Genomic DNA, 14,241 nt, shown 5'->3' with positions numbered 1-14,241 from the left:
TCCCCCGGCTACCGCCATTCTACACCTTTACTCATGAAAAAAGGTCAATCAGATGTTACTCTGATTGACCTCATAATACGGAAACACCCAGATGTTGAGCCCCCTGCCCGCGTCGCGTTTCGGAGCGAACAAAAGCCAGCTTCTTCGCGGGTCGTCAAGAGAGCGAGCAGGAACCATTCCCCATGCTAAAAAGGACTTTGTCTACACGCTGAGCGGTCCCTATTGGCAGGAACCGATTTGGATGCCCCAGCAGCACAATCCTTTTCAAGCAAAGAAGCGTTATGGTTGAAAGAGATTGTACTCCTGCATTTTGCGATAGAGCGTATTGCGGCTGATCTGCAGCATTCTGGCTGCCTTGCTGATGTTCCAGCGGGTCATTTGCAGCGATTGCTGAATCGCCTCTTTTTCCAGAACAGGCAGGGACGGAACCTTTCGTGGAGGCTCCTCAGTCCTTTCTTCGCATTCAAACGGAAGATGTTCGGGTTCAATCTGATTTCCTTCCGCCAAGAAGGCGGCCTGGTTGAGCACACTGTACAATTCCCGTACATTTCCCGGCCACGCATACGACAGCAGTTTCGTTTTGGCTGCCGGGGAGAGCGTCGTCGTCGAAGAGACGTTCAACGTCCGCAGGATGTGTTCCGCCAGCTCAATGAGGTCGCTTCGTTTGCGCAGCGGCGGAAGGGTAATCTGAATTCCTTTCAAGCGGTAGTACAGGTCGGATCGGAAACGATTCGCTTTAATCTCTTCCCGCAGGTCCTTGTTGGTCGCCGCGATGATGCGAACATCAACCGGCTTGCTTTTCACGCTGCCCACCGGGGTAATCACTTTCTCCTGCAGGACACGGAGCAGCGCCGCCTGGGCACGGAGGGACATATCCCCGATCTCGTCCAAAAACAGCGTGCCCTGATGTGCGGCTTCGAATTTTCCGATATTGCCTTCCCCTTTTGCGCCCGTGAAGGCACCCCCTTCGTATCCGAACAGCTCGCTTTCAATGATGTTTTCCGGAATGGCGCTGCAGTTGACGGCAATGAATGGGTGCCCCGCCCGCGAGCTGGCCGAATGGATGGACTGCGCAAACAGCTCTTTCCCCGTTCCGGTCTCCCCGATTAGCAGAACTGCCAGATCCGTTTCCGCCACTTTTTGCGCCAATGCCTTGACGTTTTGCATACTGGCACACGAACCCACGATCTGGTCGAATGTGTACAAGGGCTGCTGTTTCGACTCCTTCGCGACCACCGCCACAGACCGCCATCTTTTTCTCCGATTGTCCGCGATGGTTTCGATCACGAACCTCTTGTTCTCCTTCCATTCCTTTCCGATGCAGTCCTTTCCCAGGATGCGCCGTGCCGCCTGATTGGCACGGATGATGCGGTTGTCTTCGTCGAGGGTTAAGAGCGGGGCATGAAATTGATTGGACATGTGCTCCAGCTCTTTCAGGGTGACGAGGTGTTCTTCCTTCGCCTGTTCGAGCAGCAGCCGATTTTGTACGGCTTCCGCCAGAAAACATACCAGCGAGGAAACAAAGGGATGATAATGTTCCATTCTTGCACTGATGTTGATCACGCCCGCAAGCTCGCCGGTCCCGGTGAAGATGGGGGACGCGGCGCATGTAAGAAACCGGTTCTGCAGAAAGAAATGCTGCTCACCGTGAATCCTGACGGGCTTTTCCTCCTGCAAGGCGACTCCCATCGCGTTTGTCCCCATCTTTTGCTCATGCCAATTCGCCCCTACGCGCAGGTGCAGTTTTTTGGCCTGCATGTCAAAGTCGGGATCGCTTCGGGTATGAAGCACGTATCCATGGGGATCGACAAGAAGCGCGATCTGTCCGCTTTTCCTGAGAAAAGGGGCCAACTTCTCCAATACCGGGGTAACGTGATGCAGAAGATCGTGATTTTCCTGCCGCAATTCTTTTACCTGCTGCTCGGTAAGCAGATCATCAGGTACGGCATCCATCGGTTTGAATCCAAACGAATAACACCGGTTCCACGAGCGCCGGATCATGCCCTGCTCTTCCAAAGGAGTAAGAGATGACAAGAGAATCACCTCCAACACAAACGACGGATGGACTGCACCCCCAGTATATCACAGAATATTCATAAATTTTTCACGAACTTCCGACTTGTTCCATTTTTGCGCAAATTGTTGCCACAAATTTGAGCAGTTCGCCTCGCCCCGTTTTGAAAACGCTGTCATGACAACCCCTTCCGGACTGGCACGCCTTTTGCTTTCTTCCTCTTGCACAGTAATGAACAAAGGAGGAATCGTCATGGCAAGCAACCGGGGAGTCGTCTACATGGGACCGGGGAAAGTAGAGGTGCAGGACATTTCGTTTCCGGAACTGGTATTGCGGGACGGACCGGGCGTCAATCCGCTCAATGTCGGCCGCAAATGTGAACACGGCGTGATCCTGAAAGTGGTGACAACCAACATTTGCGGCAGCGACCAGCACATGGTACGCGGGCGGACAACCGCGCCGGCCGGCCTCGTCCTGGGCCACGAGATTACCGGAGAGGTGATTGAGGTTGGACGCGATGTGGAATTCATCAAAAAAGGGGATCTCGTGTCGGTACCGTTCAACATCGCCTGCGGAAGATGCCGCAACTGCAAGGAACAAAACACCCATGTCTGCCTGAATGTCAACCCGGATCGTCCGGGATCTGCCTATGGCTATGTCGATATGGGCGGTTGGGTAGGCGGTCAATCGGAATATGTGATGGTTCCGTACGCGGACTTTCAGCTGCTGAAGTTCCCCGACAAGGATCAGGCGATGGAAAAAATTCTGGATCTGACCATGCTTTCGGATATTTTCCCGACAGGCTACCACGGTGCCGTGAGTGCCGGCGTTCGTCCCGGCTCCACCGTCTATGTCGCCGGAGCTGGGCCCGTGGGACTTGCCGCTGCCCATTCTGCTCAACTGTTGGGGGCATCCGTGGTGATCGTCGGCGATCTGAATCCCGCACGGCTTGATCAAGCGAGAAGCTTTGGATGTGAAACCATTAACCTGAGTGAACATGACAACCTCGCTGAACAAATCGAACAAATTCTCGGCGTGCCGGAAGTGGATTGCGCGATCGACTGCGTGGGATTCGAAGCACACGGACACGGCCGCGACCACACCGAGGCCCCCGCTACCGTTCTCAACTCCATCATGGAAATCACCAGAGCCGCAGGCCGGCTCGGCATCCCTGGCCTTTACGTGACGGGTGATCCCGGGGCTGTGGACGAGGAGGCAAAGGTGGGGACATTGAAAATCCGCATCGGCCTGGGATGGGCCAAAGCCCATACCTTTGTCACCGGTCAGACCCCGGTCATGAGGTACCATCGCGATTTGATGATGGCGATCCTGAATGACAAGGTGCAGATCGCCAAAGCGGTCAATGCGACAAAAATTTCCCTGGATGAAGCCCCGCAAGCCTACAGCGATTTTGACAAAGGGGCTGCGCGGAAATATGTCATCGATCCGCATGGCCTGGTGAAATAAGGACATGCGTGAGGTCTCCCTCTGGTTTGCAGACAAATTCCGTCCTGTCATGGGGGAGGGTTCCTGCTTGTTCTCTTGACGACCGGACGGATGACAAACTCCCTCTGCCGCTCGCGGCAACGAGGGAGTTTGTTTTGTGCTTAACGACATACATGTTTTTCCCCATAAACGGGTTCATGCAGTGGTGGCAAGGGATCGACGGTGATGCGGCAGGAAGATAACCGCCACCAGGGTGATGACGGCGCCCGCCATGACATACCAGGCAGGAGCGAAGGTGTTGCCCGTGTTCTGGGTAAGCCAGGTCAAGATGGCCGGTGCGAACCCACCGAAAATGGTTACCGCGATGTTGTAGGACAGAGACATTCCGGTTGAGCGAACGCGGGTCGGGAAAATCTCGGACAAGGCCGAGGGCGCTACCCCGACAAACATCGCTACCATCAAGCAAAAGACCGTCTGCACCACTACCAGGGTAACCGTGGAGTGGGACGCCTCCACCCATCCCAACAGGGGATAGACTCCCACCAGCATGAACAGCGCGCTTAATGCAAGCACCCGGCGTCGGCCGAAAATGTCGGAGAGCGTTCCAGAGAAGACGCACCCCACGACCATGAAGATATTGCCGATCAGCGAGGCGAGAAAGGCCTGCGAGCTGTCAAAGTGGAGCGTTTTCTGCACATAGGTCGGCATAAAGATGATCAACGAGTAGACGCAGACCACCCACAGGATCGATAAGCTTGTGCCGATCAGCAGTTCCCGCGGATGTTCGCGGATCACCTGCAGCAGCGGAGTTTTCTTTTGCTCTGCCTCTTGCCGCCCGCGTTCCACTTCCTGTTGAAAATGGGGCGTCTCATCCAGCGTCTTGCGCAGATACAGCCCGACCGGCGCAATCAGCAGGCCAAAAATGAACGGAATGCGCCATCCCCAGTCGCCCACCTGTTCGCGGGTGAGCAGCAGCGTGACCAGCGTGCCCACGAGCGCTCCCAGGATGTTGGAGATCGCCATGCTGGCCTGCAGCCACGAAGCATACCTGCCTTTCTTGTTTTCTGGAGCGTGCTCCACCAGAAAGGCAGCGGCACTGCCAAACTCTCCGCCTGCAGAAAAGCCTTGCAGAATGCGGCCCAACACGATCAGCAGCGGCGCCGCCACACCGATGGCGGAATAAGTAGGTGCCACCGCAATGATCAGCGTGCCTGCCGCCATGGTCAAGATGGTCAGCGTAAGCGCCGCCTTGCGTCCCGCCTTGTCTCCGTATACGCCCATCACCAGTGCGCCGAGAGGACGGACGACGAAGCCCAGCGCGAACACCAGAAATGCATTCAGCAGCTGCACCGTGCTGTCCGAATTGACGAAAAAATTCTCCGAGATGTAGACAGCGAAGAACGCATACACCGAGAAATCATACCACTCCAGCGCATTGCCGATAGAGGCGGCGGCAACCGCTCTGCCGCCGCTCCCCTTGCCTGCCTTGTAATCTACTTCCCCATTGCTAGCTAACCTGTCCATCTGCTTTCTCCTCCCTAATTCGATTAACCTGTGTCATGAATGGTCCGGCATAAAAAAAAGCCTTGTATTCCCGATTGGAAAACAAGACTTCCTGCCGTCAGGTCAGTCAGTTAAAATCATTGATTCCATTGCATTGCGCCAACCTCATTGCGGCAAGATGAGGTTCGGCCGTTCTCTTAATTTTTATTACTATGTGATAATTTCTTATTTTATATTATTAATCGACCAGGTCTTTGTCAACAATAATTTCTACTTTTTCTATCGGAATTTAATAAAAAAAGAACGAGTATCCTTCCTGCAGCTGGGCATGGAATGGATACCCGTTCTTTTCTATAAAATCCAGTAATGCCAATGGTTTAACCTAATCCCACGCGAACCGCTGTTCTTTCCACGGGTCGCCGTACATGTGATAGCCGTTCTTCTCCCAGAAGCCCGGCTTATCCTTTTCCAGAAATTCCACGCCGCGCACCCACTTGGCGCTCTTCCAGAAGTACAGATGCGGAATCACGAAGCGCAGCGGATAACCGTGATCGGGCGTGAGGGGTTCGCCGTTGTGCTTGAAGGCAAACAAGTTGCCCGGTCTCAGGAAATCTTCCAGCGGCATGTTGGCCGTCCAGCCATGCTCGGCATGCAGGAGGACATACCTGGCCTCCGGCTTCACGCCAGCCAGCTTCACCACTTCCTCCACCGGAATGCCTTCCCAGACGTTGTCCAGCTTGCTCCAACCGGTCACGCAGTGAATATCGTTGGTCACCTGCGTGGTTGGCAGCGCCAGCATCTCCTCATAAGAAAGGGTTACTTCCTTCTCGACCAGTCCAAAAATGCGAAAGTTCCACTGGGTCGCCAGATCGGTGTACTGTGGCACTTCTCCGTAATGCAGCACGGGAAATCCGGTCGTTACCTTCTGGTTGGGTGGAACGCGATCGTGTGCCTTATCGCCTGTCTTTTGAAAGAACATATGGTCTCGCTCCTTTCCGCGTATTCACCTCATCATGCTTACAACCTTCTTACCACAACCCGCCTCCGTGTGCAAGCCTGGATAACCCGGCAAAACGCTGTAAGGTTCGCGGCTGCCCGTATGCCGATTGGGCGACAACCTTCCGTCAGGCTGGGGGGATGGGGGGCTATACGGTAAACTTCTGCAGTTCCCGATCGAGACGCTCCGCTGCGTCCCGCAGCTGTTGGGCAGCCGCTTCCAGCACCGCGAACGACTTCAGGCGTTCATCGGTGGTCGCCGCCACTTCTTCGGCGCTTGCCGCCGTTTGTTGGCTGACGTTGGCGATGCTTTCCATGCTGCCCACCATCTCGGACTGCTTCAGATCGATCTGTTCCATGAAGGCAGCCAATTGCTGGGTCTGTGCCTGAATCTTGTTCACAAACGCGGTGATCTCCCGGAACTGTGCCTGCACGCGGCCGAATGCATGGGTCTGGTGCTCGATGGCTCCCTGCATGCCGTTCATCGTCTCCACCGACAGGTCGATATCCGCGCTGATGTCCTGCAAGAGGGCCGTGATCTCTTCGGTCGAATGCCTGGATTGCTCGGCCAGCTTGCGCACTTCATCGGCCACGACGGCAAACCCCCGTCCATGCTCTCCTGCTCTCGCCGCCTCAATCGCCGCATTCAGGGCAAGCAGATTGGTTTGGCTGGCGATATGGTTGATCAGACCGATCATGTCGCTGACACGCAGCGATTTCTGCTGCAGACTGCGGATCGTCCCAACGACCTGCGTGACCGCCCGTTCGCATTCCCCGACGGTGTGATCCATCTCCTGCATCTGCACGAGACCGGTCTCGCTCGCACCGTGGGCTCGCATGCTGACCTCGCGCATCTGGGCAATGCTGGCCGTCATCACATCCGTCATCTCTTTCACATCGCCGACCAGCGCGACGCTTTTCTCGATCTGCTCCGCCTGCATCGCGGCACCGTTGGCGATTTCGTTTACGGCCCGCACCCCTTCCTCCATCTGCTGCACGTTCAAACGGGTATGGTGGGTAACCTGATCCGAGCTCTCATGCAGCTGGGCAACCGCCTTCTGCAGCTGCGCCAGGAGTCCGCGGACGCTGTGGACCATATGGTTGAAACTGTCGGAGACCTCCGCCATTTCGTCCCTGCCTGTGACGTTCAGTTCCGCCGTGTAGTCCCCGGCCGCCACCTGCTCCAGTCCAGCCTGCATCTGCTTGATCCGGCGGGTCAGGCGGGTGGTAAAGAGCAAGGCGGCCGCCATGCCGACAAGAATCGCAGCCGCCGTAATCATCAAGGTGTTGGTGGCAATCCCCTGCCGCGCGGCGATGGCCATCGCCCGCAAATTCACATCAAACCCGACGACCCCAAGCATGTTCCCCTGCTCATCCAGCACCGGACGGGCCACCGTGATGGTGTTCATCCCGGAGGAGACATCGAACCGCGGAAAGGACCAGACGGTTTGTTTCTTTTCCACCGCCTGCCTGTACCAGCCCTCCTCCTTCGGGTTGAAGATGGAAAAATTCTCATGGGGCGCAATGGGCGCGATGTAATAGGCTCCTTCATCCGTCGCCAGAAAGACGTGTTCCACGAAATCGTGTTGGTGCGCCACTTTTGAAAAGTAATCCACAAAATATTGATTGAATTCCGGACGGTTGACAGCAGGCAGGTTGGGATACTTGTCCCACACGACGCCCGGCTTGATCTTGTCAATCCGAACATCCGGAGAGGCTGCGAGCTTCTCCAGCGCTGCCTCAAAGGAGGCAAACTGCCGGGCCAGATCGGGAGACTGCGCCGACAATGCCTCCTTTGTCCCCATGAACACCATGGTCTCCATGATCTGGGTGTTGGAGTAACTCACCAAGCCAAGCGTCGACAAGGGAAGGATAATCAAGAGCGCAAACATCCACAAAAGTTTTCCGCGAATACCAAGTTGCAAGCTGTGTTTCATCGCCAATCTCCCTGCTGGTTAGATTGTAATCATTTCATTTATTTTACACTATTGAAATAGGGGCCACAATTGTTCAAGAATATTAAATTTTCCTTAACCAGCAAAAACTGCCGCGCGGGGCGGCAGTTGGTTTCGTCTGTTATCGTTGACGGGATACGTACAGGGCGTGATCCACCTTGATGCATTGATCCATCACGGCTTCGATGCCGTGTCGGGCAACCAGCTCGGCCGCCTCCTCGTTGTAGATGCCCTGCTGCAGCCAGAACACCTTTGGCTTGATTTTCACGGCATCCTCCGCTATCGGCATAACCTCTTCGCTGCGGCGGAACACATTGACGATGTCGACCGGCTCGGTGATGTCGGTCAGCGAAGCGACCGCCTTCTCCCCCAGAACCGTCTCCCCGGCAATGACCGGATTTACCGGGATGATGCGATACCCCGCACGCTGCATCGCCTCCGCTACCATGTAGCTGGTTCGTTCCGGCTTGTTGGACAGCCCCACCACCGCGATGGTCTTGGCCTCTTCCAGGATTTGGCGTCGTCTGTCCGGACTCGGATTTTGAAATGGCATGACAAGCACTCCTTCCATCTTTTATGGTAAGATAGGACATAGCGGCGCCGATCACGCTTCCATCAGCTGCAGCCGCATCCTCGGAAACGGAATCTCCGCCGCTCGTTCATAGGGGATGGAATCGACTTCCGGCAAGGCGGCCAGACAAGCATCCAGATAGGCGATCACCCGCTCCACATCCAGATCCCAGCACACCGGCACGTACCGGGAGAGGTATTTGCGGGCGTTGCCGAACATCCAGCGGGCTCCCTTGATATTGCCGCACTCGAAGTGGTACAGCCCGACCGCCATCTGCAGCAAGCCCTGGAGAAATTTGTTGGTTTTCTCCTCCATCCAGATCTCTTCCAGAAGATCGTGGCACTCGTAATATTCCCCGTCATTAAATTTTTGCAGAAACAGATAATATTGATCCGGGTATTTCTTGCTCATGCGCAGATCCCTCTCCGGCTTCTCTCCTTCCATTATAAGAAAGCCGGACCGATTTTCCTAACGAAATCTTTACGGCAAACTTCGCAGCCGTTTTGATACAATAGGCTTACAGCATACCGAGAAAGGAACGAATAGAGAGCATGACAGCTTTGTGGAACAACTTCCCGTTATGGGCTGCATTGGTTGCCATCGCTGTTGCCCAGTTCATCAAGATACCGCTTCATTACATCGCCACACGCACGTGGCAATGGTCGCTTCTGTTCAGCACGGGAGGAATGCCCAGCTCCCACTCATCCGCGGTGACGGCTTTGTCCACCGCTGTGGGAATCCGGGAGGGCTTCGGCACCAGTGCTTTTGCGATATCCGCGATTATCGGCATCATCGTGATGTTTGATGCGGCAGGTGTACGCCGCCACGCCGGCATGCAGGCGGTTGTCCTGAACAAGCTGGTCGACGAGGTCAACCATCTGATCGAAGGAATGAAAACCTTCAAGGCGCGTCACAGCCAGGAAAAGGCCAAAAAGCTGAAGGAACTGCTTGGCCACCAGCCGATTGAAGTGCTGATCGGCGGCTGGATGGGGATATTGGTCGCCATCCTGCTTCAGCAATACTACCAGTAAGCATGTGCAAAGGGGGGAAACGTATGCGCATCGTTTCCATCTGCCCAAGCAATACGGAGATTTTGTACTACTTGGGGCTGGGGGATTGCGTGGTCGGCTTGGATGACCACTCCGACTGGCCTCCCGAGTGGCAGCATCTCCCCCGCGTCGGACCGGATTTGAGCATTGATATGGACAAAGTGGAAGCGCTGCAGCCTGATCTGGTGATCGCCTCGCTGAGCGTGCCGGGGATGGAAAAAAACGTGGATGCCCTGGTTGAGCGGAAGCTGCCTCATCTGGTGCTCAATCCCACCCGCCTCAGCCAGATTCCCGAGGATATCCGGCTCGTCGGCCGAGCTACCGGCTTTGAAGAGCGGGCGGAGCGGCTTGCCCGGGAATTCACCGCGAAATTGGAAGCTTTCCGCCAGGCAACGGCGCAGGTGGCCGAGCGGCCCAGGCTGTACTGGGAATGGTGGCCGAATCCGATTTATACGCCGGGGCGGGACAACTGGCTGACCGACGTCAGCGAACTCGCCGGTGCCCGCAACATCTTTGCCGATGTTCCCACCGACAACGTCAAGGCTACCCGCGACATGGTGCTGGAGCGCGAGCCGGACCATATCTGCGTCGTCTGGTGCGGCATCGAGCTGAAACGCATCAAGCCTGCCATGATTACGGAGCGGCCGGAGTGGCGGGAGATGCCTGCCATCAAGAAGGGCCAGGTGCATCTGTTGGAGGAAGGATTGTTCTGCCGGCCGTCTCCCCGCATACTTGACGGATTGGCCCAGCTGATCGGGCTGATTCATCCGGAACTTTCGCACGCAATTTACCCCGCCGACTTAAGCTAACGCTGGTGTCGGCGGGGGCCCCCAGCCTTTTCACGTTCGCTTTATCGCTTTAAAGAACTTAAACTTCCTTCTCAAAGTGCAAAAGGATTTGCCACCGCCCTGTCGGCGGAGTGACAAATCCTTTTGTTCTTAAGTCGGCGGTTTTTTGCCTAGTTCAACGGCTGGGCAATGGCAGCCAGACCTTTTTCGTTCAACTGGTTCAGCATCGTCTCCGTCACCTTGCCGTTCCCTCGGTGGACCACATAAACATCCAGCGTCTTTTTCCCCCATTCATCGTACACATCCTGCTTCGTCCGGAAATAGAGGTCGATCTTGTTGCCGCGGATGGCGCCGCCTTTGTCGGCGACTACCCCATATCCATAGCCCGGTATGTAGAGCACGGTGCCCAACGGAAAAACACGCAGGTCGGCAGCGATGGTGGAATATTGATCGCGGCGCACCTTTACCCCGGAATAGGTGATCCCGTAGGAAGGATGGGACGGATTTTTTCCTGTCGATTCAATGCCGGCGTAATAGCCGGTCGCGACGACCCTCACCTTCGGATATCCGGCAAGGGCTATGTCAACTTCTTCCTTATCGTTTGCTCGGGTCAGGGAACTGGCGGACACCACCCGTTTTTTGATGACCTTCATCCCTTCCCGCTTCTCCTGCACGCCGAATGTGATGCGTTCGGCAGTGGTTCCTGCCAGATTGTAGGAGAAGCCGTAGGTTCCAAAGCTGGTGAGAGCCAAGATACTCATCGCAACGATGCTGAGCAAAAGCCTCCACTTCATTCTTTGTATAACCTCCTCTCGTTTCTAGTAATGTCCCGAAAGCGAGAGGGATATACATGATTTGCTAGATTTGTGGAAATATTTGGGTATCATTTGGAAAAAATTGTGTTTGGGATGCGTCTGTTTACGGCAAACTAATACTAATTCCTGATGAAAAGGAGATGAATGACATGGAACTTTCCTTAAGTTCGGAACAGGTGCGGCAGCGCATCCGCCAACTTCGCCAGCAAGGCGGCAATCTCTCCAAGAAGTCGGTCAAGGCAGCGGATCCTGAATTGATGCGCCACGCCCTGTTTTATTTCCCCTCGTGGGAAAGCGCATTGAAGGCGGCAGAGGAATAGGGAAGGGGTGCCGGGCGGGGCCCTGAACCCAATCCAACGTGCGAATCCAGCCGTCGGATTCCGGTCATACAAACAGGGGGAGGCACCATGCGGCACCTCCCCCCTTTGCTAAAACATCCGGTATCCTTTTTTCCGGAGGACGTGAATCGTCCATCCCCCTCCGACCGTCCCGAGCAGCCCGCAGGTCAGGATGACCACGTCGAACACATTGGGCACGATCCGGTTGTAGACGAGGGTTCCCACGATGACGCCAAGCGCGATGACGACGGGAAGCCACGTCGTGCGCAGCACCATGTTTATGATAAAGCCGATACCGAACCCAAGCACGGCGAACAGGACGATGGAAACGGCAAACTGCAGCACATTCATATTCATGGAAAAAACCTCCAGCAGAAAAACATGGCATCGTGATAAATGCACCTCTCTTAGTGTAGCGAAAAGGGGAAGGAGGGTCAATCATTCCCAAACGAACAAGCCGGCGGGCCATCCTGAGGCTCCCCGGCATGTCAGGTGTCATGCGTTTGTTGGCACATGGTCTTACTGTTTGCTCCCGGCCGAAACCGCGTCCTTCTCCACGAGGGAAGTGCCCATGCCTTCACAATTCGGGCAGTTCTCCGTTCCTCCGAGAAGCAGTTGGAAATACCCCTCGCCTTGGCAGTATGGACAAACCTCTTGATGTTTCATGCTGCTCTCTCCCTCCTTGCCAGAAATAACCTGTAATTTACCGTATTTTCTGAATTTTTATACGGTATGAATGATACTATAACAGAGGTCATCGGTTTCATAAAATCGCAAATTACGGGGAATTTGGACGAAAAATCATCAAGAAAGCGGAATCATCCCATGATATCTTTCCGATTCGAACGTTTTCTTTCAATTTTCTTCAATAGAAAAGCTGCCGGATTGCTCCGGCAGCGCTTTCGGCCAATAAAGCATTTTCAGCGGAATGATTCCACTCGCTTCACGTAGTTTTGACTGTGGACAATAAACTCTGCGGCCACCGGAGACACGCACTGACAGTCACGAACGGCAAGCACCAGCTCCCGTCTGATGGCAGGGCGCAGGGGGATCGCCGTCACTTTTGGCAATACCTTTGGAACATACAGTTCGGGCAGGATGGTGACGCCGACCCATTCCTGCACCATGGAGAGGATCGTGGCCGGGTCACTCACCTCAAAGGTCGTATTCGGCACAATCCCGTGTTCCTGCAGCAGCTTCTTGAAGCAGCCATCTTTAGCCATGATAAAGCATTTGTCCTTGATTTGGTCGAAGGTGAGAAACGGTTCGTCTTTCAGCGGATGATCGTCCGGCACGAACACCAGCATTTGATCCTGGAGCAGGGGAAACGCGTGCAGTTCTTTGCCGGGCATGGTGGTAAAGCCCACATCCACTACGGAGCCGGAAAGCCAACTCTGAATCTCCTCGTAGCCCCCCTCAAACAAGACAATCTCGATTTGCGGAAACAGCTTGCGGAACGACCCGATCAAACCGGGAAGCACTTTGGCGGACACGCTGGGAATAGCGCCGATGCGAAGCGTTCCCGCTTCCAGCCCCAGGGAAGCAGACGCTTCCTCTCTCATGCAGGAGGTGATACGCAAAATCTCGCGCGCGTGCTGAATCATCCGTTCACCGATGCGGGTCGGGGAGATACCGCCCCGGCTGCGGTGAAACAGCGAGATGCCCAATTCCTTCTCCAGATTGTTGATCATCTGGGAAACGGCCGACTGCGTAAATCCCAGCGCAACTGCCGCTCTGGTAAAACTTTTTTCCTCCGCCACCGCTACCAGGACTTGCAACTGCGTCAGCGTCATGTTCCACCTCAATCATAAGAAATTGCTAATGAATGATATTATAAACCATAATTTTACTAATGGCATAGTGCGGCGTATACTCTTCCTTGAAAGCAGAGAATCACCGACAGAAAAGAGGAGGAGTTTTCCATGCATCCGGAGTGGCAGAGAATCTGCAACGAATTTATTCAGGCAACATCCTACGCGGTCGGCGATTTGGAAAAAGGGTGGGCGGCGAAGTATGATTTTTCCAAAAGGCCGCCCACATACTTGCGATATGAAGACGCCGTTGTGCGCATCCCGTTGGGGAGTCCGGACTTTCCGGCAGCACCCGGTCTCTGGGAACTGCTGAAAAACCGCCGTACCATGCGTAATTTCACCAATGTGCCGCTTTCCTTGAACGAATTAAACATCCTGCTCTGGGGAACCCAGGGAATCACGGCGGATTTGGGGGAGTATCAACTGCGGACGACGCCTTCCGCCGGGGCCTTGTACCCGATTGAAACCTACCTGCTGGTGAACAACGTGGAGGGACTGGAAAAAGGGCTGTATCACCTGGATGTGGAACAGTGGACCCTGGAAGGATTAAAACTGGAGGACGTCTCCGAGGTCGCCTATCGTTTGACGGAGGAACAGGAGATGACTCGCCGGTCTGCCGTGAACTTTGTCTGGACCGCAGTAGTGGAACGTACAAAGGACAAATACAACGAACGGGCGTACCGGTACATTTGGTGGGATGCGGGCCATGTCGCACAAAATCTTCACATCGTCGGGAACGGATTGGGACTGGGGGTCGCCACCATCGGCCACTGGTTCGACATCAACATGAACGAGTTTCTGGGCATTGATGGCATCAACCATCTCTCCGTGTTGATGGCATCCGTCGGCAAAGTAACGGGAAAAGGCTGGCTGCATGACAGGCGGCCGGCATAAGCAGCGAAAGGAGAGGGAGATCCTCTCCTTTCAGCTTCTGCCGGACTGCTCCGGCAGCCGG

15 protein-coding genes are annotated in these 14,241 nt (G+C 55.0%); 5 read left to right on the top strand and 10 right to left on the bottom strand.

Annotated features, from left to right (window positions below; translation table 11 throughout):
- Positions 1-279 precede the first annotated feature (279 nt).
- Complete coding sequence (locus G3578_RS17680) at positions 280-2,034, bottom strand: sigma-54-dependent Fis family transcriptional regulator (protein WP_241254692.1); 1,755 nt, start codon at positions 2,032-2,034, stop codon at positions 280-282.
- A gap of 232 nt (positions 2,035-2,266) precedes the next feature.
- On the opposite strand from G3578_RS17680, the gene fdhA reads away from it, so the two are divergent.
- Positions 2,267-3,481 (top strand): formaldehyde dehydrogenase, glutathione-independent, encoded by a 1,215-nt coding sequence (gene fdhA / locus G3578_RS17675; RefSeq protein ID WP_165214367.1) that lies wholly within the window; start codon positions 2,267-2,269, stop codon positions 3,479-3,481.
- A gap of 174 nt (positions 3,482-3,655) precedes the next feature.
- On the opposite strand, the gene G3578_RS17670 is transcribed toward fdhA, so the two are convergent.
- From G3578_RS17670 to G3578_RS17650, 5 genes are all read right to left on the bottom strand, one after another.
- Positions 3,656-4,984 carry an MFS transporter gene (locus G3578_RS17670; RefSeq protein WP_165214365.1) on the bottom strand — a complete coding sequence of 443 codons (1,329 nt, stop codon included), beginning with the start codon at positions 4,982-4,984 and terminating at the stop codon, positions 3,656-3,658.
- A 361-nt stretch (positions 4,985-5,345) separates the two neighbouring features.
- Positions 5,346-5,942 (bottom strand): sulfite oxidase-like oxidoreductase, encoded by a 597-nt coding sequence (locus G3578_RS17665; RefSeq protein ID WP_165214363.1) that lies wholly within the window; start codon positions 5,940-5,942, stop codon positions 5,346-5,348.
- A gap of 166 nt (positions 5,943-6,108) precedes the next feature.
- Complete coding sequence (locus tag G3578_RS17660) at positions 6,109-7,896, bottom strand: methyl-accepting chemotaxis protein (protein WP_165214361.1); 1,788 nt, start codon at positions 7,894-7,896, stop codon at positions 6,109-6,111.
- A 139-nt stretch (positions 7,897-8,035) separates the two neighbouring features.
- Complete coding sequence (locus G3578_RS17655; RefSeq protein WP_165214359.1) at positions 8,036-8,467, bottom strand: CoA-binding protein; 432 nt, start codon at positions 8,465-8,467, stop codon at positions 8,036-8,038.
- Between the two features lie 51 nt (positions 8,468-8,518).
- A complete protein-coding gene (locus tag G3578_RS17650; RefSeq protein ID WP_165214357.1) occupies positions 8,519-8,896 on the bottom strand; it encodes a DUF309 domain-containing protein in 378 nt (125 codons plus the stop codon).
- 140 nt (positions 8,897-9,036) lie between these two features.
- Here G3578_RS17650 and G3578_RS17645 point away from each other — a divergent pair, with 140 nt between their 5' ends.
- Positions 9,037-9,516 carry a divergent PAP2 family protein gene (locus G3578_RS17645; RefSeq protein ID WP_165214355.1) on the top strand — a complete coding sequence of 160 codons (480 nt, stop codon included), beginning with the start codon at positions 9,037-9,039 and terminating at the stop codon, positions 9,514-9,516.
- A 23-nt stretch (positions 9,517-9,539) separates the two neighbouring features.
- Complete coding sequence (locus G3578_RS17640; protein ID WP_165214353.1) at positions 9,540-10,343, top strand: cobalamin-binding protein; 804 nt, start codon at positions 9,540-9,542, stop codon at positions 10,341-10,343.
- A 149-nt stretch (positions 10,344-10,492) separates the two neighbouring features.
- On the opposite strand, the gene G3578_RS17635 is transcribed toward G3578_RS17640, so the two are convergent.
- A complete protein-coding gene (locus G3578_RS17635; protein WP_165214351.1) occupies positions 10,493-11,116 on the bottom strand; it encodes a 3D domain-containing protein in 624 nt (207 codons plus the stop codon).
- A gap of 170 nt (positions 11,117-11,286) precedes the next feature.
- Here G3578_RS17635 and G3578_RS17630 point away from each other — a divergent pair, with 170 nt between their 5' ends.
- Entirely contained in the window at positions 11,287-11,457 is a 171-nt protein-coding gene (locus tag G3578_RS17630; RefSeq protein ID WP_165214349.1) for a hypothetical protein, read from the top strand.
- Between the two features lie 108 nt (positions 11,458-11,565).
- On the opposite strand, the gene G3578_RS17625 is transcribed toward G3578_RS17630, so the two are convergent.
- The 3 genes from G3578_RS17625 to G3578_RS17615 all read right to left on the bottom strand — a co-directional run bounded on the left by G3578_RS17625 (position 11,566) and on the right by G3578_RS17615 (position 13,268).
- Positions 11,566-11,826 carry a YuiB family protein gene (locus tag G3578_RS17625; RefSeq protein ID WP_165214383.1) on the bottom strand — a complete coding sequence of 87 codons (261 nt, stop codon included), beginning with the start codon at positions 11,824-11,826 and terminating at the stop codon, positions 11,566-11,568.
- A 168-nt stretch (positions 11,827-11,994) separates the two neighbouring features.
- The gene (locus tag G3578_RS17620) at positions 11,995-12,141 is read right to left on the bottom strand and encodes a YuiA family protein (protein WP_165214347.1); all 147 of its coding nucleotides are present in this window, start codon (positions 12,139-12,141) and stop codon (positions 11,995-11,997) included.
- 254 nt (positions 12,142-12,395) lie between these two features.
- Positions 12,396-13,268 carry a LysR family transcriptional regulator gene (locus G3578_RS17615; protein ID WP_165214345.1) on the bottom strand — a complete coding sequence of 291 codons (873 nt, stop codon included), beginning with the start codon at positions 13,266-13,268 and terminating at the stop codon, positions 12,396-12,398.
- A gap of 129 nt (positions 13,269-13,397) precedes the next feature.
- Between G3578_RS17615 and G3578_RS17610 the strand changes: the two genes are divergently transcribed.
- On the top strand, positions 13,398-14,180 hold the full coding sequence (locus G3578_RS17610; RefSeq protein WP_165214343.1) for a SagB/ThcOx family dehydrogenase: 783 nt from the start codon (positions 13,398-13,400) through the stop codon (positions 14,178-14,180).
- Positions 14,181-14,241: the final 61 nt, after the last annotated feature.

The sequence above is a fragment of the Brevibacillus sp. SYP-B805 genome, assembly GCF_011059135.1.
Lineage (GTDB): Bacteria > Bacillota > Bacilli > Brevibacillales > Brevibacillaceae > Brevibacillus_F.
Note: the sequence above shows the minus strand (reverse complement) of the source record. Positions and strands in the feature narration are given on the sequence as shown.